This window comes from Hydrocarboniphaga sp. (assembly GCF_028291725.1).
Taxonomy (GTDB): Bacteria; Pseudomonadota; Gammaproteobacteria; order Nevskiales; family Nevskiaceae; genus Hydrocarboniphaga.
Genome location: NZ_JAQGNT010000007.1, coordinates 119253 through 137249, shown reverse-complemented (window position 1 = coordinate 137249; position 17997 = coordinate 119253). Strand labels below are relative to the sequence as shown.

At 64.6% G+C, this 17997-nt stretch carries 19 protein-coding genes and 1 pseudogene; 7 read left to right on the top strand and 13 right to left on the bottom strand.

All coding sequences use genetic code 11. The features are described 5' to 3' along the window. The first annotated feature begins 277 nt into the window (after positions 1–277). The gene (locus JWQ90_RS02165) at positions 278–1270 is read left to right on the top strand and encodes an AraC family transcriptional regulator (protein WP_299688653.1); all 993 of its coding nucleotides are present in this window, start codon (positions 278–280) and stop codon (positions 1268–1270) included. Here the strand turns inward: JWQ90_RS02165 and JWQ90_RS02160 are convergent. Continuing rightward, positions 1267–1479, bottom strand: a pseudogene (locus tag JWQ90_RS02160) (SDR family oxidoreductase); the annotation flags it as partial. The gene JWQ90_RS02165 and the pseudogene JWQ90_RS02160 sit on opposite strands and share 4 nt — an antisense overlap. A 30-nt stretch (positions 1480–1509) precedes the next feature. On the opposite strand from JWQ90_RS02160, the gene JWQ90_RS02155 reads away from it, so the two are divergent. The 4 genes from JWQ90_RS02155 to JWQ90_RS02140 all read left to right on the top strand — a co-directional run bounded on the left by JWQ90_RS02155 (position 1510) and on the right by JWQ90_RS02140 (position 6305). Continuing rightward, positions 1510–2475, top strand: a complete 966-nt coding sequence (locus tag JWQ90_RS02155; RefSeq protein WP_299688649.1) for an NAD(P)-dependent oxidoreductase — start codon at positions 1510–1512, stop codon at positions 2473–2475. Then, a complete protein-coding gene (locus tag JWQ90_RS02150) occupies positions 2463–3161 on the top strand; it encodes a hypothetical protein (protein ID WP_299688646.1) in 699 nt (232 codons plus the stop codon). The genes JWQ90_RS02155 and JWQ90_RS02150 overlap by 13 nt, the downstream gene beginning before the upstream one ends. A gap of 437 nt (positions 3162–3598) precedes the next feature. Beyond that, positions 3599–5656 (top strand): S46 family peptidase, encoded by a 2058-nt coding sequence (locus JWQ90_RS02145; RefSeq protein ID WP_299688643.1) that lies wholly within the window; start codon positions 3599–3601, stop codon positions 5654–5656. 124 nt (positions 5657–5780) lie between these two features. Next, positions 5781–6305, top strand: a complete 525-nt coding sequence (locus JWQ90_RS02140; RefSeq protein WP_299688640.1) for a transposase — start codon at positions 5781–5783, stop codon at positions 6303–6305. A 60-nt stretch (positions 6306–6365) separates the two neighbouring features. Here the strand turns inward: JWQ90_RS02140 and JWQ90_RS02135 are convergent, their stop codons facing one another. The 8 genes from JWQ90_RS02135 to JWQ90_RS02100 all read right to left on the bottom strand — a co-directional run bounded on the left by JWQ90_RS02135 (position 6366) and on the right by JWQ90_RS02100 (position 12751). Continuing rightward, positions 6366–7622 carry an MSMEG_0569 family flavin-dependent oxidoreductase gene (locus tag JWQ90_RS02135; RefSeq protein ID WP_299688637.1) on the bottom strand — a complete coding sequence of 419 codons (1257 nt, stop codon included), beginning with the start codon at positions 7620–7622 and terminating at the stop codon, positions 6366–6368. A 54-nt stretch (positions 7623–7676) separates the two neighbouring features. Further along, positions 7677–7961 carry an MSMEG_0570 family nitrogen starvation response protein gene (locus JWQ90_RS02130; protein ID WP_299688634.1) on the bottom strand — a complete coding sequence of 95 codons (285 nt, stop codon included), beginning with the start codon at positions 7959–7961 and terminating at the stop codon, positions 7677–7679. Then, entirely contained in the window at positions 7954–8946 is a 993-nt protein-coding gene (locus JWQ90_RS02125) for a sll0787 family AIR synthase-like protein (RefSeq protein ID WP_299688631.1), read from the bottom strand. The genes JWQ90_RS02130 and JWQ90_RS02125 overlap by 8 nt, the downstream gene beginning before the upstream one ends. Then, positions 8943–9530: an MSMEG_0567/Sll0786 family nitrogen starvation N-acetyltransferase gene (locus JWQ90_RS02120; protein ID WP_299688628.1), complete on the bottom strand. Its 588-nt coding sequence runs from the start codon at positions 9528–9530 to the stop codon at positions 8943–8945. The genes JWQ90_RS02125 and JWQ90_RS02120 overlap by 4 nt, the downstream gene beginning before the upstream one ends. Before the next feature lie 3 nt (positions 9531–9533). Continuing rightward, positions 9534–9965 (bottom strand): nuclear transport factor 2 family protein, encoded by a 432-nt coding sequence (locus JWQ90_RS02115; protein ID WP_299688626.1) that lies wholly within the window; start codon positions 9963–9965, stop codon positions 9534–9536. A gap of 106 nt (positions 9966–10071) precedes the next feature. Beyond that, positions 10072–11142, bottom strand: a complete 1071-nt coding sequence (locus JWQ90_RS02110) for an MSMEG_0568 family radical SAM protein (RefSeq protein ID WP_366919414.1) — start codon at positions 11140–11142, stop codon at positions 10072–10074. Continuing rightward, positions 11105–12130: a Nit6803 family nitrilase gene (locus JWQ90_RS02105; protein WP_299688622.1), complete on the bottom strand. Its 1026-nt coding sequence runs from the start codon at positions 12128–12130 to the stop codon at positions 11105–11107. The genes JWQ90_RS02110 and JWQ90_RS02105 overlap by 38 nt, the downstream gene beginning before the upstream one ends. A 138-nt stretch (positions 12131–12268) precedes the next feature. After that, entirely contained in the window at positions 12269–12751 is a 483-nt protein-coding gene (locus JWQ90_RS02100) for an MSMEG_0572/Sll0783 family nitrogen starvation response protein (protein ID WP_299688620.1), read from the bottom strand. 341 nt (positions 12752–13092) lie between these two features. Here JWQ90_RS02100 and JWQ90_RS02095 point away from each other — a divergent pair, with 341 nt between their 5' ends. Further along, complete coding sequence (locus JWQ90_RS02095) at positions 13093–14490, top strand: PLP-dependent aminotransferase family protein (RefSeq protein ID WP_299688618.1); 1398 nt, start codon at positions 13093–13095, stop codon at positions 14488–14490. Positions 14491–14595: 105 nt separating this feature from the next. On the opposite strand, the gene JWQ90_RS02090 is transcribed toward JWQ90_RS02095, so the two are convergent. Next, the gene (locus tag JWQ90_RS02090; protein ID WP_299688616.1) at positions 14596–14727 is read right to left on the bottom strand and encodes a hypothetical protein; all 132 of its coding nucleotides are present in this window, start codon (positions 14725–14727) and stop codon (positions 14596–14598) included. Between JWQ90_RS02090 and JWQ90_RS02085 the strand changes: the two genes are divergently transcribed. Continuing rightward, positions 14726–14929, top strand: coding sequence for a hypothetical protein (locus JWQ90_RS02085; RefSeq protein ID WP_299688614.1), 204 nt, complete (start codon positions 14726–14728; stop codon positions 14927–14929). The two genes, JWQ90_RS02090 and JWQ90_RS02085, sit on opposite strands and share 2 nt — an antisense overlap. Positions 14930–14940: 11 nt before the next feature. On the opposite strand, the gene JWQ90_RS02080 is transcribed toward JWQ90_RS02085, so the two are convergent. From JWQ90_RS02080 to JWQ90_RS02070, 3 genes are read right to left on the bottom strand one after another with little or no spacing between them, the layout of a single operon-like run. Next, the gene (locus JWQ90_RS02080) at positions 14941–16092 is read right to left on the bottom strand and encodes a cystathionine gamma-synthase (RefSeq protein ID WP_299688612.1); all 1152 of its coding nucleotides are present in this window, start codon (positions 16090–16092) and stop codon (positions 14941–14943) included. 33 nt (positions 16093–16125) lie between these two features. After that, positions 16126–16557 (bottom strand): DUF559 domain-containing protein, encoded by a 432-nt coding sequence (locus JWQ90_RS02075; protein ID WP_299688610.1) that lies wholly within the window; start codon positions 16555–16557, stop codon positions 16126–16128. Between the two features lie 3 nt (positions 16558–16560). Continuing rightward, positions 16561–17925, bottom strand: a complete 1365-nt coding sequence (locus tag JWQ90_RS02070) for a pyridoxal-phosphate dependent enzyme (protein ID WP_366919413.1) — start codon at positions 17923–17925, stop codon at positions 16561–16563. Between the last annotated feature and the right edge of the window lie 72 nt (positions 17926–17997).

Sequence of the window (17997 nt, the reverse complement as noted above, 5' to 3'; positions counted from 1 at the left end):
CTGTGTGCCGATACTAGAACTAAATAATCGTCAGCTTCAACCGCTACCCCTGCAGGTTTGGACTCGCAGGCACACTCTCTGGACTATTGATATTGGAAGTGCTCGAATTACGCCCTCGGCATCCGAAATGTTGAACGCAAGCCCGCAATCGTCAGCCCCCATGCGGACCATCCGCGGAGAAGATGAGTAAGTTTCAGTTGTCGGATACCTCTACACGACCGGAACGGGGCTGCCATCGCGCGGCAGCCGTCCCATCGATCAGGCAAATGGAGAGTCGATGGATCTGCTCAGTGAAATCCTGTCGTCAGTGCACATTGAGAACACTTTCTTTGGCTGCCTCAAGCTCACCGCGCCCTGGGGTTTTACGATCCCGCTTAGCAGCACCGCACATTTTCTCTGCGTCACTGCTGGCCGCTGCTGGTTGAGCCGCAACGGCGAGCCACCGCGACGGCTCAACCAGGGCGACTTCGTGATGTTCACCCGCGGCGGCATGAGCAATTTCACTTCCGAGGAATACGGCAAGCCGCAGCCCGTTGTGGAGCTGATCCAGAAGCACTACCGGCCCGACTACCGCATCGACCAGCGTGACATCCGGCCGTTCGTGATTCATGAAGGCGGCGGCGGCGAAGCGACGGATATCGTCGGCGGCGCGATCGACTTGCCCGGCGGCCTCGGCGATGTGCTGGTCAATGCCTTGCCCGAGTCGATCCACCTGAGCAGCCACGACCCCTACGCGCGCCAATGGCTGGAGCCGCTCATGAACCTGATCGTCGGCGAAGTCGACATGGCCATGGCGTCGAGCGGTGCGCAGGGCCACCAGGCAATCTCCAAGCGGCTGGCCGACCTGCTGTTTCTGCGCATCATTCAGACCCACTGGCTGCAGCGGCCTGAAGACACGTCCGGCTGGCTGCGCGGCCTGGCTGATCCCAAGATCTGCAAGGTACTGCAGGCGATCCACTCGGCGCCGCAGAAGGCCTGGACCCTGGAGTCGCTGGCCGACAAGTCGGGCATGTCACGCTCGGCGCTGGCCGGGCGCTTCCTGGAGCTGATCGGCGAGCCGCCGATCCAGTACCTCACGCGCTGGCGCATGCATCTGGCTGCGATACGGCTGGCTGGCGGCGAGCGCCGCACCGCGCTGATCGCAGAGCAGCTCGGCTATCAGTCCGATATTGCTTTCTCGAAGGCTTTCAAGCGTGTGCGGGGGATCTCGCCGGGCGCCTACCGGCGCTCGCTGATGCGGGCGCAGGGTTTGCCGCGCGAGTCGGCCTAGACCTGGCCGACCACCGGGATCAGTGCGCCTGTCACGGCCTGCGATTGTGGCGACAGCAGAAAGAGAATCACGCTGGCCAGTTGCTCCGCCGTTAGCCAACGACTGAAATCCGCATCCTTCATATCGGCGCTATTGGCTGCGGTGTCGATGATGCTCGGCAGCACCGCGTTGACGGTGATGCCATTCAGGGCAAAATAGGCTGCCCCCGGCCGTCGAAGCCCGTCCGTGTCGAGATTCGTATGCGTGTACTCCTTACCGGTTCTTCGGGCTGGCTTGGCCGGTTCCTTGCCCCCCGGTTACGCGCCGCCGGCCATGGCGTGACCGGTCTCGACGTCGCGCCCGGTGCCGACACGCAGATCGTGGGTTCGGTCGCGAGCAAGGCGGTTGTCGAGCGCGTCTTCTCGGAGCATGCGATCGAAGCGGTCGTTCATGCCGCTGCGCTGCACAAGCCCGATATCGCGCACTGTCCGCCACAGGCTTTCATCGACGTCAATGTGACGGGCACCCTCAATCTGCTGGAGGCCGCTGCCGCTGCGGGGCATCAGCGTTTCATCTTCACTTCCACCACGTCGCTGATGATCTCGCAGGCGATTCGGCAGGAGGCCGGCTCCGCCGCGGTATGGCTCGACGAAAATTCGGGGCCGCTCGCGCCGCGGAACATCTACGGTGTGACCAAGCTGGCGGCCGAGGGTCTATGCAGGCTGTATCACCTGGAACGCGGCTTGAATTGCGTGATTCTGCGCACTGGCCGTTTTTTCCCTGAAGAGGACGACACGTTGCGCGATATTGCCGGACCCAATCTCAAGGCCAACGAGTTCCTGAATCGTCGCCTCACGGTGGAGGATGCCGCCGACGCGCACGTCGTCGCGCTCGAGCGGGCGCCGGCGCTGGGTTGCGACACTTTCATCATCAGCTCACCGTTTCCGTTCTCCCCGGCCGATGCTGCGGAACTGAAGCGCGACGCGGCGGCCGTGGTCGTGCGCTATTTTCCCGACGCCGTTGCAGTTTATGCGCAGCACAACTGGCGGCTGCCGACGAGCATCGGGCGCCTCTACGATGCCGGCAGGGCCGAGCGAGTGCTCGGTTTCCGCTGCAGGACGGACTTCGCGCAAGTGCTGGAATCGCTGCGCACGGCCAGTCCGCTGCCCTTCATTCACGATCCTGCCTTTACTTCGCTTCGCCGAGGGCCGCAATGTCACGGTTAAAACATCCCGCCTTGCCGTTCATGCTCGCCGTTGCCTTGCTGACGGCGACCTGGGGGCTCAGCCAGGTCTATGCCGGCTTATCCAGCCCGGAGTCGTTGACGCTGGTGCTCAGCCCGGCGCCGGACGAGGTGACCGAGCGCAACATCCAGGTATTGCAGTCGCGGTTCGGTCAGGCCGGTGCCTGGATTTCCAGTGTGGATCGGGCCGGCGGCGTGGTTCGCATCAGCTTCAGGTTTCCCGAAGGCCAGCCCTCCAAGTCGAGCATCGGGTTCCTGGCGAAATCGCCGGGATCTCTACGGGTTTTCGATGGAGCGAATACGGACGATATCTGGCTGACGGAGTCGGGTATCGGCAAGGTGGATCTGGCGGTGGATGATCCGACCGAGGATTCGGGGCTCCGGCAGACCGGACTGTTGTCGGTCGAGACCACGCCCGAGGCGGCTGCCCGTCTGCAGCGGCTTTCGACCGCCAGCAAGGGCCATCATGTCGTGATTGCCGTCGATGGCCGCACCGTGTCCGAGGCCACTGTGGCGGGCCCGTTCGGGCCGCGGGTGCAGTTGCCGATGGCCTCGGTCGACGAAGCGGCGGACATGGCGATCGTGCTGCGCTCCGGAGCGCTGCCGGCGCAGGCAGTTGCGGAAGTGCAGTACACGAATGAAACGGACCGCGGTTTTCCGTCGTTCTGAAGCAGCCTGATTCTGCGGTCTCGCCGCGGAAGCAATCCCGACACTGGCGGTCACAGCCGTGGCCAACACAACAGCATTTACCAACAGCAAATGATTTTTCAATATGGATCTCCCCAGTGTTGATTTGAACGCTACAACTAGAGCGAGCCGCAGATCTGAGTCTGAGCCCGCACGGCAAACTACTTGCTGAGACAAGTGGATGCCAGGGCTAATTCATATGGCTGGCGCTGCTCAGCTTCTCGGCCGCTGCGCTGAAGTGCGCGGCGCGCGATACCTGGATTGGCTGGGACTTCCGCTGCCAATAAGTGCGCTTGCATCTGAACGCCGTGTATCGCCAGCGCCGGAAATCACTCAGGCGCGGACGCTGCAGGCTGGGGATACTTATAGTCCCATACCTCCTCGTTTAGGCGATGAACTCACTGCGCCGGCGTTCCGTTTTGATCGCGATTTCCGCCGCGATGCTGTCGACGATTTCCGCCCACGCCGCCGAAGGCATGTGGACGATGGACCGGCTGCCGCTGAAAGCGATGCGGGCGAAATACGGTTTCGCGCCGGATCAGGCCTGGATTAATCACTCGCAGCGCTCGTCGCTGCGTCTGGCCGGTGGTTGCTCGGGCTCGTTCGTGTCGCCCGACGGACTGGTGATGACCAATCACCATTGTGTACGCGAATGCGTGCAGCAGCTGTCGACCGCGACGAAGGATTACGTCGAAGAGGGCTTCTACGCCAAGACCGGCAAGGACGAAGTGATGTGCCCGACTATCGAGCTGAACCGGCTCGATGCGATCAGCGACATCACGGCGCGCGTCAAGAAAGCCACCGCCGGTTTGAGCGGAGCCGCGTTCAGCAAGGCGCAGAAAGCCGAGAGTTCGAAGATCGAGGCCGAATGCGTGGGCGACGACGAGGCGCGCACGCGCTGCGACGTGGTCGAGCTGTATCACGGCGGCGTCTACGACCTGTACCGATATCACCGCTACCAGGACGCGCGCCTGGTGTTCGCGCCCGAGGAATCAATCGCGTTCTTCGGCGGCGATCCGGACAATTTCAACTTTCCGCGCTATGACCTCGACATCGGCCTGTTGCGTGCCTATGAGGACGGCAAGCCGGCCAAGGTCGACGATTATTTTCCGTTCAGCGCCAACGGCGCCGAAGCCGGCGAGATGACGTTCACGCTCGGCCATCCGGGCCGCACTCAGCGCCTGTTGACGGTGGCGCAGCTCGACCGTGCCCGCGACGCCGATCTGATTCCGCGCCTGCTGTCTTTGTCCGAAATCCGCGGCACGCTGAACCAGTACGCCACCGAAAGCGCGGAAGCCGCGCGCACCAGCAAAACCCAGCGTTTCGGCGTCGAAAACAGTCTGAAGGCGCTGGGCGGCCAGTTAGAGGCGCTGCTCGATCCGGCGATCTTCGCGATGAAGCGCGCGCAGGAAGCCGAGCTGCGCGCCTACGTCAGGCAGAACCCGAAGCGCCAGGCGGAATACGGCTCGGCCTGGGACGAAATCGCTGCCGCGCAGCAGACGTATCGGACGTTCGAGACGCCATACAAGCTGATCGAGAACGGCGGCGGCCTCATGTCCGACTATTTCCGCATGGCGCGCATGCTGGTGCGCGGCGCGGCCGAGCGTGCCAAACCCAATGGCGAGCGTCTGCGCGAGTACACCGATGCCGCATTGCCGACGATGACGCAGAAGCTGTTCTCCAGCGCGCCGATCTATCCGGAGTTGGAGAACGTCACGCTTGCCTACTCGCTGACCAGGATGCGTGCGACGCTGGGCGCCGACGACGCCTTCGTGCATGAATTACTCGGAAAACTGGCGCCGGAGGCGATGGCGAAGAACCGGATCGCCGGCACCAGGCTCGGTGATCCGGCGGTGCGCAAAGCGCTGTGGGACGGCGGCCAGGCGGCGATCGACGCGTCCACCGATCCGTTCATCCTGCTGGCCAGACAGGTCGATCCGCGAGCGCGCGAATTGCGCAAGCGCTACGAGGACGAAGTCGAAGCGGTCGAGCAGAAGAACACCGAGAAACTGGCGCAGGCGCGGCTCGCCAAATACGGCACCGGCGTCTACCCGGACGCGACGTTCACGCTGCGCCTGTCCTACGGCGAAGTGAAAGGCTGGGACGAGAAGGGCAAGCCGGTGCCGCCGTTCACCAACATCGCCGGCGCTTTCGACCGCGCCACTGATTTCGATCCGTTCAAGCTGCCGGCGTCGTGGACCACCGCGAAAGACCAGCTCGACGGGGAGCAGCGTTTCGACTTCGTCACCGACAACGACATCATCGGCGGCAACTCGGGCTCACCGATGATCAACCGCAAGGGCGAAGTCGTCGGCTTGGTGTTCGATGGCAACATCCGCTCGCTCGGCGGCGCTTACTGGTTCGACGAAGCGCACAACCGCACGGTCGCCGTGCACAGCGGCGCGATCCTGGAAGCGCTGAAGAAGGTCTACGGCGCGTCACGCATCGCCGATGAGATTGCGGCAGCACGCCCGTAGGTCGGCAATCCTTTGCCGACGTGCATGTTCGATGCGCAATCAAGGCCTCATGTCGGCAAAGGATTGCCGACCTACAGTGACGTAGGTCTGAGTTTGAGTTGGACTACGGCGCTATCGTCGCTGCATGCCCCGTTACCGACGCCACTACCAGCAAGGCCACACGGTCTTCGTCACCGTCGTGACGCAGGCGCGGCAGCCCTGGCTCGCGGACGCGGCCGCCGTTGAAGTGCTGCTGGGCGCCATGCGCCGGGTCAAGTCACTTTACGCGTTCCAGCATCGCGCTCATGTGGTGATGCCGGATCACTTTCACTGGATGTTCGATCCTGCCGGAGCCGATTTCTCGGCGATCGTCGGCGCCGTCAAACGGGAAGTGAGCTGGCGGGTTCGCTGGGATGCATCTGGGCGACACTCTCGACCGGCGGCGTCTCGATTGTGGCAGCCGCGGTTCTACGATCATCTGATCCGCGACGAGGCGGATTTCTTCAGGCATCTGGATTATTTGCACTTCAATCCGGTTCACCATGGCATTACGGCGAGCCCCGCAAGCTATCCGCACAGTTCCTTCGCGGCCTGGGCTGAGCGCGGTGTCTACGATCGCAACTGGGGCCAGCAGATCCCCGATACGATCCAAAATATGACCCTGGAGTAGGTCGGCAATCCTTTGCCGACGTGCGCGGTCGAGGTCCCACGTCGGCAAAGGATTGCCGACCTACGCGAGCGCCTTTGCGGCTGCGATCTTCGCTGCCAGAAATTCCGCATCGAAGCCCACGTCCGCGAACCGCCCCGAACCCCAGGTGTTTTGCCAGGGCAAGCCGAGGAAATACAGGCCCTCGACCGGCGACAGGCCGCGTTGATGCACCGGCTGCCCTCGGCCGTCGAAGACCGGCGCTTCCAGCCAGCGATAGTCGGCGGCGAAGCCGATCGACCAGATCACGCTGCGAATGCCGGCAGCCCGCAGATCCAGATTCTCGATCTCGGCATCCGGCTGCCAACACGGTGTGAACGCTGCTTCCAGCGGCGCGTCGATTCCGTTCGCCGCGATGTAGGCGTCGACCGCCGCTCGGATCGATGTGTAGCTGTCGTCGGCACGATCCAGGTTGCGCCGCAGATCGGCTTCGAAGCGGACCGTCGCGCCGCTCAAATCCTTGAATCGGCCGTACAGCTTCATGCCTTCCAGCGCGAACCGGCGCAGGTCGATCTCCTTGCCGCCGTCGCGGCCGGATAGATAGTGATTGGTTTTTTCGCGTACGGTTTCCTTCTGCGGATGCCGGTCGATGCTGATGCCGTAGTAGCCCGAATCGGTCAGCCATTCAGTGACTTCACGGCCGCGGTAGACCCGCGGCGACCTGGGTGCGGTACCGACAGCCAAATGCACCGCGCGTCCTTCGCGATGCAGATCTTCGGCGATCTGGCAGCCGGACTGGCCGGTGCCGACGACCAGCACCGCGCCGTCAGGCAGTTGCAAGGGATTGCGATAGTTCGACGAATGCAATTGCAGGATATCGGCCGGCAGGCGTTCGGCGCTGCGCGGAATCGTCGGCAGGTGATAGCCGCCGATTGCGACCACGACCTGGCTCGCGGTCCAGTCGCCGCTGCTGGTCCTGATCTCGAAGCCGCCGTTGTCGGCGCCGCGCAGACGCTGCACCGTGACGCCGGTTTCCAGCGGCGGCGAGAACGAGGCCACGTAGGCTTCGAGATAGCGAACGATCTCGTCCTTCAGCATGAAGCCTTTCGCGTCCTTGCCGCCGAATTCCTGCTCATACGAGAAACCCGGCAAGCGGCACTGCCAGTTTGGCGTCACCAGGCAGAAGCTGTCCCAGCGCGCGTGGCGCCATTCGTGCGCGACACCGTTGCGCTCGAACACGCGGTGCTCGATGCCGCGCTGCTTCAGATGCCAGCTGATCGCGAGCCCGGCCTGGCCGCCGCCGATCACGGCGACGGGTAGATGCTGTGGGGGATTGATCATGGGTCCGTTCATCAGCTGTGCTCGCGCGGCCTATTCAAAGGGTTGTTCAAGGAATCATTCAAAGGAGATAACGGTGACGCTGGCTTGAGGATCGCCGGACCATCGTTGCGCGGTGGCTTCGATCTCGCGGATCTGCGCTGCGGCATGGCCACAACCCCAGCCGTATTTCTTGGCGACGCGATCGCTGGCATGTTCCAGAGCGGCGCGGCTGGCCGCGACGAATTCATCGAGCGGGTAGGCGTATTCCAGCTTCAGCGCATCGCGCACCGTGCTCGACGGCGAATAGCACAGGCTGGTGCTGTCGTCGGGCCAGCGCACGCGGAAATGAAGTTCAGGCATCGGGTTTCTCTTTCAGTGGTGGGCCGCAGCCGATCAGGCTGCGCTCGCGGAAATCCCAGGCCAGCTGTTGATCGCCGTGCTCGTTGCGCAGCTGAAGCCGATGGCCGTCGTTGCATTTGCCGATGACGGCGCAGCCAAGTTCGCGTTCGCGGAAACGCGCAAGCACTTCAGCGACGTGCCGCTGCGGTACTGCGAGCACGAAGCCGAAGCTCGGGAAAGTCGACAACAGCCAGTGGGACAGATCGACATCGGCCGGCCGCGGCACGCGCTCGACATCGATTGTCGCACCGACACCGGAGCACTCCAGCAGCATCATCGAGGTGCCGATCAATCCGGCCTGGCTGATGTCCTTGGCGGCGGCGCAGAGGCCGGCTTCGGCCAGTTGCGGCAGCAGATCCAGATCGGCGCGCAGCCGCTCCGGCGGCGCTGTCGTGCTGGCGTTCCAGTGCGGATAGGGCGCGCGATAGGCGCCGCGCAGATCGATCGCGGCGATCAGCGCGTCGCCGGGCCTGGCATCGAAGCTGGTCAGCAGCTTGCGTGCGTGGCCGAGTATCGCCACCGACAGTTGCTCGCGATCGCAGCGGGCATTGCTGTGGCCGCCGACGACCGGCACGCCATAGGCTCTCGACGCCGCGGCCAGGCCTTCCAGCAGCTCGCGCATCTTGTCGCGACCGCGACTCCAGGCCGCATCGACGACCGCGGTCGGGCGGCCGCCCATTGCGTAGATGTCGGAGACGTTGACCATGACCCCGCACCAGCCGGCGAACCAGGGATCGTGCGCGACGAACTCGTTGATGAAGCCTTCGATCGCCAGCAGCTGATAGCCACCGTTGCCATCGGGGATCGCCGCGCAGTCATCGCCGACTGGCACTTGCGTGTGTCCGTTGCCAACGCCGAGCGTGTGCACCACGTCGGCGATATCGGCCTTGTGCGCCAGGCCGCGATTCGCGCGCAGCGCTTCGACCAGTGTGGCCAGGGCTATCATGCCGCGCGCTGCCATTGGACTTGCGCGGCGTGCTGATGCGCGGTGTACCAGGCGATCTCGTCCTGATAACGCGGCGCGTAGCAGGCGAGATCGGCTTCCATCAGTACATGCGGACGATTCTGGATCGTGCTCGCCTCGAGCGCGCGCCAGTGCAGGCGCTCGAACAGCGCGCGATTCTGCGCCTGAACCTGTGCCGTAAAGCGCCGGCAGCCACGCGCGGTGGCGGTGCTGACCGCATGCCGTATCAGCTCCGAACCCAGCCAGGCACTGCGGCGGAAATCCGGATGCACCGCAAGGCGCGATCCCGACCAGCTAGCGGACGGCGCGCCGTCGCAGTGGATGCGCACGGTGCCGACCAGTTGCTCGGGTGCGCCGGCGATGCAGGCGATCGCCGCGATCGACAGCGCATGCGCGTCGCGAGCGTCGCGGTCGTCGTCTTCGAACAGGCCCTGCTCGCGGCAGAATACTTGTCGACGCAGCGCCAGGCAGGCCGCCCGCTCCCAGGCTTCGCTCAGGTGCTTGATCCGGTATTCACCGGGCACGAACGGGAACGCGGTGCAGTCGGCCGGAGCGAACGGCAGCATGGCTCAGCCCCGGTCCCAATGGAACTTGCGCTGAGCTTCGCTAATGGCGACGTCGTTGATGCTGGCGAAACGGCGCTGCATCAGGCCGTTGTCGTCGAACTCCCAGTTCTCGTTGCCGTAGGCGCGGAACCAGTTTCCGTCCGCATCGTGGTATTCGTATTCGAAGCGCACGGCGATGCGGTTGCCAGTGAATGCCCAGAGTTCTTTCTTCAGGCGGTAGTCGAGTTCGCGTTCCCATTTTTGGGTCAGGAAAGTGCGGATCGCGTCGCGGCCGGAGAAAAAATCGGAGCGGTTGCGCCACTCGGAATCGGGCGTGTAGGCGAGCGCGACGCGCGCCGGATCGCGCGAGTTCCAGGCGTCTTCGGCGGCCTGGACTTTTTTGGCCGCGGTTTCGGCAGTGAACGGCGGGAAGGGCGGGCGGGGTTCGATGGTCATGACCAGTCTCCGTTTAATGAACTGTAGGAGCGGTCCTTGACCGCGAATGCGAGCTTGCAGCGTCAATCGCGGTCAAGGACCGCTCCTACAGGTGCGCGAATCGGCCTCAGCGTTCATACGAAGCCAGGCTGGAACACGCGCCGCAGCGGCCACAGCCGGCCTTGATGTCGGCGCTGCGCAAACCGCCGTCGACCAGCATCCTGCCCAGCGGCTGCAGCAGGCTGCGCATGAACACCGGGTCTGGCGCCGGGTGATTCGCCAGCGGCGTGCCCGACACCGGTACGAACGGCACCACGAACGGATATACGCCGAGCGCGACCAGCTGTTCGCACATGTCCAGAATCGCCTCGCGCGTATCGCCGAGGCCGGCGAGGATGTAGGTGCTGACCTGGCCGCGACCGAATACCGCGACCGCCTCTGCGAAAGCCTGCAGATACTGCTCGATGCTGACCTCGGCCTTGCCCGGCATGATGCGCTGGCGCACTTCCGGCGTGACCGCTTCCAGGTGCATGCCGAGGCTGTCGACGCCGGCGGCTTTCATCCGCGAGAACCAGATCGGATCGTCCGGCGGCTCGCACTGTGCCTGGATCGGCAGTGCAACCGCGGCCTTCACCGCGAACGCGCTTTCGCACAGCAAGGCCGCGCCGCGATCGCTGAAGTTCGGCGTGCCAGTGGTCATCACCATGTGCTGGACGCCGTCGAGCAGCACTGCGGCGCGGGCGACTTCGGCGAGTTGTTCGGGCAGCTTGCGATTGATCGTCAGCCCGTTCGCCAGCGATTCGCCGATGGCGCAGAACTGGCAGCTGGTACTGCGCCGGCCGTAGCGCACGCAGGTCTGCAGCACCGTGGTCGCGAGCACGTCGCTGCCGTGCAGCTGTGCGATCTTGGAATACGGCACGCCGTCGAAAGTCTGCATCTTGTAAAAGCGCGGCTGGCGCGGGAAGCCGATGCTGGCGATGCTCACACCGTTGAGCTTCAGCGGCACGCTGCCGTCGGCGGCCATCGCACCGGTCTCGTACGGTGAGTCCGCCGCGCTGCCGGTATGCACCGGCACCATGATCGTGCGGCCATCGACGGTGACCGCCTTGTGATCGGTCGGGCCGGCACCGCCGCGTCGGCTAGGCGCGCCGGCTTCGGGTTCAATCAGACGTAAGCCGCGGGATTGAAGGTCGGTCAGTAGCTGCTGCGTTGTCGAGTTCGGAAGCGGGGCGTTCATCAATGAGTCCTCCAACAACGGGAGCGGTGCTGTGCAGCGGCGAGGCCGCACGCGTGTCGAGATTCAGCGACAGCAATTCCGGGCGCGCGTAGTGGCCGACCGAATCCATCATGCGTTTGCGCTTGGTGATCAGCGCGAAGTCGAGGTCGGCCACGCACAGGCCTTCGCCTTCGCGCAGCGGCTCGCACAGATGCTTGCCTTCCGGCGACACGATCGCGGTATAGCAGCCGCCGTGCATCGCTTTCTGCAGCTGCGGATCGGGTGTGATGGCCACGATCTGTTCTTCGCTCAGCCAGCCGGTCGCATTGATGCCGAAACAGCCGGATTCCAGTGCGTGGTTGCGCACGCTGAGTTCCATCTGCTCGGCGAAAATCGGGCCGACCAGCGAACCCGGAAACTGGCTGCAATGGATCTGCTCGTGCTGCGCCATCAGTGCATAGCGGGCGAGCGGGTTGTAGTGCTCCCAGCAGGCGAGCGCGCCGACGCGGCCGACCGCGGTGTCGACCACTTTCAGGCCGCTGCCGTCGCCCTGACCCCAGACCATGCGCTCGTGATAGGTCGGCGTGATCTTGCGGCGTTTCAGCACGATCTCGCCGCTGGTGTCGAACACCAGCTGCGTGTTGTAGAGCGTGCCGTGATCGCGCTCGTTGACACCGAGCACGACGACGATGCCGTGCCGCTTCGCCGCCGAGCCGACGAGTTCGGTGGCGGCGCTGGGCACCGTCACTGCCTGCTCGTACAGCGCCAGATGCGCCGGGCCCATCGCCACCGCGGGCGTGATGAAGGAGAAGTACGGGTAGTAGGGCACCACCGTCTCCGGGAACACGATCAGCTGGGCGCCTTGGCGCGCCGCTGCCGCAATTGCGTCGACGACCTTGGCCAAGGTGCCCTCGCGGCTGCCCAGCACCGGCGAGAGCTGGGCGGCGGCGGCGCGGATGACGGTGCTCATCGCGCACCTCCGTCGAGACCGTAGGTTGGGCTGAGCGCAGCGATGCCCAACATGTCGAGCGCGCGATGTTGGGGTTCGCTGCGCTCACCCCAACCTACAAAAGCTACGATCGCCACGATGGCGGTACGCATGGCGATCTCAGAGCGTCCAGGTATGCATCGTGAATGCGTCGGCGTTGCGGTGGATCAGCATCAGATCCAGCACGTCGAGCGGGCTGATCGGGCGTATGCCTGGCTGCAGCGCGGCTTCGCCGTGGCCGTACAGAGCCTGCAGCGCAAAGCGGCAGGCGTAGACCTTGCCGCCTTCGTCCATGAACGCCTTCAGCTGATTGTTGAAATTCTGATGGCCGGGAAAAGCGTCGTCGCCCAGCGTCGGGAAACCGCGCTGCACGCCGAGCGTGACGCCGGGGCCGTATAGCAGTACCGAAGTTTCGAAGCCCTTGCGCTGCAGACGCTTGGCCTGGAGCAGGTTGACCAGGCCGATCGAGCCCTCGAACGCGACGGTGTGAAACGTGACCAGCGCTTTCTCGCCGGTCTTGGCTTTGACGTCTTCAAAGACTTTCTCTTCGTAATCGACGAAGAAATCACCTTTCTTGTGTGCGGGAATGTTGACGGCGGGCATCGGTGGCTCCTGTTGGTTTGCGGTTCCTGGCGCCGAAGCATCGGTGCCGGTGGCAGACGAGGCGCAACCCTTGTGCCACTTGTTGCGTGCCTGGCCGGCTGAAAATGCGATCAACGGGAGACAATATTGGAAGGCTTGGAAATTCTGCTGCCCGACTTTTGATTGATCGCGTATTGATCGCCCATTGATAGGATTCCGGGTCTTTCGGGGAGCGAGAGTCTGATCAGCCCGGCGCTGCTCCAGGCTGGGGCAAATTGTCTCAGGCTGGTGCATTGTTCGCATGGTCTGATGCATAATGCCGACATTGATCGGATAGCTGTTTCAGTTGATCGGAGATCCTCGTGTCGAATCACACCAGCCGCTGGGCCGCTGCGCTGCGCCGCAACGAGGGGCCGGCGTATAGGGTGATCGCCGATGCGATCGCGGCCGACATCCAGTCCGGGCAACTGACCGCCAACCAGAAGCTGCCGACCCTGCGGGTGCTCGCGGCGGCGCTGGATCTGAACTTCACCACCGCCGCGCGCGGTTATGCCGAGGCGCAGCGCCGCGGGCTGATCGACTCGCGGCCCGGCGTCGGCACCGTGGTACGCGAGGCAGTGCGCGCCGATCCGGTGAAGCGCCCCTTGGCGGCCTCGTTGATCGACATGACGATGAACATGCCGCCGGAGCCTGGCGATCCGGCCCTACTCGAGCGGTTTCGCGACGGCATTGCCAGCCTGCAGCGCGTCGATCCCTACGATCTGCTGCGTTACCAGGAATTCGGCGGCAGCTTTGATGACCGCGCGGCCGGTGTGCGCTGGCTGGCGCCGCGGCTGCCGGGTCTGGCGACGCAGCGCGTGCTGGTGTGCCCGGGCGTGCAGGGCGCGCTGCTGGCGCTGTTCACGGTGCTGGCACGCGCCGGCGATGCGATCGCCTGCGAGGCCGTCACCTATCCCGGCATCAAGGGCATCGCCGCGCATCTCGGCATCCGCCTGATCGGCCTGCCGATCGACGACGAGGGCATCGATCCCGAAGCTTTCGGCGCGTTGTGCGCGGCCGATCCGCCCAAGGCGCTGTATTGCAATCCGACCCTGCTGAACCCGACCACGGCGACGATGTCGCTGCAGCGCCGCCAGGCGATCACCGAGATCGCGCGGCGACACGCGGTGCCGATCATCGAGGACGATGCCTATGGTTTTTTGCCGGCGCAAAGTCCGCCGCCGCTGGCGACGCTGGCGCCCGAGCTGACGTTCTATATCACCGGCTTCGCCAAGCACCTGGGCGCCGGCCTGCGCATCGCCTACCTGTGCACGCCCAACGTGCGCTACACGGCGCGCGTGCAGGCGACCTTGCGCACCACCTCGGTGATGGCCTCGCCGCTGTCGGTGGCACTGGCGACGCGCTGGATCGACGACGGTACCGTCGTCGCGTCGACGACCGCGATCCGCGAGGAATCGAAGCTGCGCCAGAACATCGCGCGGCGCGTGCTGCGGCAGGCGCAGTACGTGGCGCATCCGGAAGCGTTCCACCTGTGGCTGAGCGTGCCCCAGCCCTGGAACCGCATCGAGTTCGCTGCGCACCTGCGTTCGCATGGCGTCGGCGTCGTGGTGTCGGACACGTTCACCGTCAGCGGCGGTGCACCGGAGGCGGTACGCGTATGCCTGGGCGGCGCGTCGAGTCGCGATGACTGCCAGCATTCGCTGGAGATCATCGAGGACGCGATCGAGCAGCACCCGGCGCTGGCGTCACGGGTGATGTGAGCCACCGCGCGTAACGCCATGCAACAAATTAGTGAGAAATCGCAATCTTCCACTGGCCGGGGCCTAGTAGGCTGTCGCGGCCCGGCTCGGAACCCGCGGGCCCAACTACCAGGAGATCAGGATGCCCAAGCCGATGAAGCGCCGAGTGATGTTGACGATGTTGGCCTGCTGCGCTGTCGCGGCCACCGCCGCGAACGCACAGGATGCGACGGGCAGCGACAAGGCCGAGAAAGCCATGGCCATGCTGCAACAGAAATTCGAGGCGGCCGACGCGAATCACGACGGCAAGCTGAGCCCGGACGAGGCCAAGGCCGGCATGCCGCGTGTGTCCGAGCACTTCTCCGAGATCGACGCGGACAAGGACGGCTACTTGACCAAGGGCGAAATCGTCTCGGCGATGGCCGCGATGAAGGCCAAGCGCGACGCCGAGAAAAGCTAAGCCTTACGGTTTTAGCTCAAGGCCCGATCGAGATCGGCCTTGAGATCCTCGACGTCTTCGATGCCCACCGACAGCCGGCACAGCGTGTCGCTGATGCCGAGCTGCGCGCGCGTCTCCGGCGGGATCGTCGCGTGGGTCATGATCGCCGGATGCTCGATCAGGCTCTCGACGCCGCCGAGACTTTCGGCGAGCGCGAACAGCTCGCAGCGTTCCAGAAAACGCCGCGCCTCCGGCAAGGCTCCCTTGAGATCGATCGAAATCATGCCGCCGTAACCGCTGCTCATCTGCCGCCGCGCGAGTTCGTGCTGGGGATGCGACGCAAGGCCGGGATAGTGGACGCGCGCAACCTTGGGATGCGCCTCCAGCCAGGCCGCGAGCGCCAGCGCATTCTCGCAGTGCCGCTGCATGCGGATCGCCAGTGTCTTGACGCCGCGCAGCGCGAGGAACGAATCGAACGGCCCGGCGATGGCGCCGACCGCGTTCTGCAGGAACGCCAGCCGTTCGGCGAGTTCGGTGTCATCACCCACGACTGCAACGCCGCCGACCATGTCGGAATGGCCGTTCAAGTACTTGGTCGCGGAATGCATCACCAGGCCGAAGCCCAGCTCCAGCGGACGCTGCAGATAAGGGCTGGCGAAGGTGTTGTCCGCCGCCGCGAGAATGCCGTGCCGTTTCGCGATGGCCGCGATTGCCGCCAGGTCGGCGAGCCGCATCATCGGGTTGGTCGGCGTCTCGACCCAGATCATTTTCGTGTTCGGCCGGATCGCGGCTTCGACGTTGCGGGCGTCGCGCATGTCGACATAGCTGAACTCCAGCCCGGCCGAGCGGGCGCGCACCCGCGCGAACAGACGATAGCTGCCGCCGTACATATCGTCGCTGGCGATCACATGCGCGCCGGGTTCGAGCAGATCGAGAATCGTCGACGTCGCCGCGAGCCCGGATGCGAAGGCATAGCCGCGCGTGCCGCTCTCCAGGTCGGCGACGCAGCGCTCGTAGGCGAAGCGCGTCGGATTCTGCGAGCGCGAATACTCATAGCCCTTGTGCACGCCGGGGCTTTCCTGCACGTAGGTGGAGGTCGCGTAGATCGGCGGCATGATCGCGCCGGTCGAGGGATCGGGCGACTGGCCGGCGTGGATGGTTCGGGTGGCGAAGTGTTTTTTCATTTTGTAGTTCGGTTGGGTCGTCGCGCCCCCACCCTAGCCCTCCCCCGCAGGCGGGGGAGGGGACTGGGCAGATGGGGACATCGGGCTTTGCTGGTCTCCTTCCCCCGCTTGCGGGGGAAGGCCGGGATGGGGGCGCAGGGACGCGGCGATCACTTCGAGTACCGCGTTGGTCTCCTTGAAAACCTGATCGTTCCAGAAACGCAGTACCCTGAATCCTCGCGCCTGAAGGTACTGCGTGCGCATTTCATCGTGCGCATTGTCGAGGTGCTGGCCCCCATCAAGCTCGACGATCAGCATCGCTTCCAGGCAGGCAAAGTCGGCGATGTAAGCTCCGACAGGCACTTGTCTTCTGAACTTGAAACCAAGCAGCTGCCGCAACTTGAGATGCCGCCACAGCCGCTGCTCTGCGTCCGTCATCCGACGACGGAGTTCGACCGCATGCGTCTGTGCCTTGCTATCCCGCACGGCTCACAACTGCTTGCGCAAATAATTCAGCAGATCGATCTTGGTGATCAGGCCGACGAACCTGCCCTGGTCCTCGACGATCGCGACACGGTCGCGCTTGAAGATCGGCACCAGCGCCGACACCGGCGCATCGCTGGCGATGGTCTCGACCTTGGCGACCATCGCCGTCGACACCGGGTCCTGAAAACGCGCCGGATCGGCCTGCACATGAAACAGCAGGTCGGACTCGTCGAGGATGCCGGCGACGCGCTCGCCCGCCATCACCGGCAGCTGCGAGACGTCGAACAGCTTCATGCGCCGATAGGCCTGCAGCAGCGTGTCGCCCGGCACCAGCGTGGCGACGCTGCCCTCGGCATAGCGGCGCACGATCAGATCGAGCAGGTTGCCCTGTTTGGGCCGCTCGAGCAGGCCCTGCTCGAACATCCAGAAGTCGTTGTACATCTTCGTCAGATACTTGTTGCCGCTGTCGCAGACGAAAGTGACGACGCGCTTGGGCGCGGTCTGTTCGCGGCAGTAGCGCAGCGCCGCGGCGAGCAGGGTGCCGGTGGACGAGCCGCCGAGGATGCCTTCGCGGCCCAGCAGCTGGCGCGCGGCATGGAAGCTTTCCGCGTCGGTGACTTCGTAGGCCTTCTTCACGTAGTCGAGCTCGCAGTTCGGCGGAATGAAATCCTCGCCGATGCCCTCGACCAGCCAGCTGCCCGGCGTGATCAATTTGCCGGTGTTGATCAGCGGCGCCAGGATCGAGCCCTTGGGGTCGGCCAGCACCATCTCCAGGTGCGGCGCGACGCGTGCGAAGTAGCGCGACAGGCCCGTGAGCGTGCCGCCGGAGCCGACGCCGACCACGACCGCGTCGCACATATGCCCGGTCTGCGCCCAGATCTCCGGGCCGGTGGTCGCCTCGTGCGCAAAGGGGTTGGCCGGGTTGGCGAACTGGTTGACGTAAAAACTGTTCGGGATCTCGTGGCTGAGCCGTTCCGCGATGTCCTGGTAATACTCGGGGTGGCCCTTGCCGACATCGCTGCGCGTGATCCGCGTGTCCGCGCCGAGCGCGCGCAGGTGCAGGATTTTCTCCTGCGACATCTTGTCGGGGATCACCAGCACCAGTTGATAGCCTTTCTGCGCGGCGACCAGTGCGAGGCCCAGGCCGGTGTTGCCGGCGGTGGCCTCGATCAAAGTGCCGCCGGGTTTGATCTGGCCGCTCTTCTCCGCGGCTTCGATCATCGACAGGCCGATGCGATCCTTGATCGAGCCGGTCGGGTTTTGATTTTCCAGCTTGACGAACAGCCGGCACAGGCCGGTGTCGAGCTGCCTGAGTTCCACCAGCGGCGTGTTGCCGATGGTGGCGAGGATATGGCCGTCGCGCGTCATCGAACTCATCCTGAGGATTCTTATGTGGATTCCTATTTAGCGCAGGTTAGCATGAGCCCCGTGAGCTGCCGG